The 1,089-nt window shown below is 75.8% G+C and carries 1 protein-coding gene; it reads left to right on the forward strand.

All coding sequences use genetic code 11. The features are described from left to right. Window positions 1-1,089 (forward strand): serine/threonine protein kinase (locus ACZ5CR_RS46920; protein WP_468870182.1); only part of this gene is annotated, 1,089 nt, incomplete at both ends.

A 1,089-nucleotide genomic window follows, 5' to 3' on the forward strand; every position in this document is an offset into this window, starting at 1 on the left:
AACGTACTGCTCGGCCAGGACGGCCCCAAGCTGATCGACTTCGGCGTGGCCCGCGTGCAGTCCGCCACGACCATGACCCACTCGGGCCTGCTCGTCGGGACGCCGGGCTTCATGTCGCCGGAGCAGGTGGCGGGCGGCAGGCATGTGGTGGCGGCATCGGACGTCTTCTGCCTGGCGTCGGTGCTCGCCTACGCGGCGACGGGACAGGACCCCTTCGGAGACGGTCCGATGGCCGCAGTCCTGTACCGGGTCTCGCGGGCCGAGGCCGAACTGGGCGCCATGCCCGATGAGTTGAAGGACATCCTTTCCGCGTGTCTGGCGCGGGATCCGGGCGAGCGGCCCGGCGCGGCGGAGGTCGCGGAGCGGTTCGTGCGGCTGCGGGACGCGGCCACGAACGCGGAGTGGCCGGAGGCGGTGCGGGACGCCGTCGGCGAGGCGCGGCGGGACGTGGAGCAACTGTGCGCGTCGGGGCAGGCGTTGCTGCCGGTTCCGCTCTGGCCGGAGCCGGAGGGCGGGGGCCGCCCGGCGACGGCTCAGGGCAGCCCCGCTACCGCTCAGGGCAGCCCCGCGACCGCGCCCGGGCATCCGGTGACCGCTCCCGGGCTGCCCGCCCCCGTAGACGTGCATCAGCTGCCGACGATGAGCGGGTCGCCGCCGCCCGCCCCGGCCCGCCCCCGGTGCCGGGTCCCGCGCGCGCTGCTCGCCACCGTCGCCCTGGCCGTGGTGGCCGGTGCGCTCGGCGGGGCGCTGGCCGTCTGGAGCCCCTGGTCCGAGGAGTCCGGCGGCCGGGGCTCGGCGGCACCCGGGAAGGTGGACCCGGGGCCGACCGACCCGGCCGCCGTCGCCGAGCTGGTGGCGCGGGCCGGGGTCGACGAGGACGGCACGGCGGACCGTTCCGGGGTCGTGGACCAGGTGGCCGCACAGCGTCCCAAGGGCTGGAAGAAGTGGCAGGGCAAGCTCAGCCACGCACCCATGGAATGCGCGGCGGACACGCACGCCATCGTCTGTCTGCTGACGAACGGCACGTACGAGGCGGCACGCGCGAGCCCCGGTAAGCTGCCGTGGACGTCCGGGAAGCTCGATCCGGCG

This window comes from Streptomyces sp. NPDC031274 (assembly GCF_055570235.1).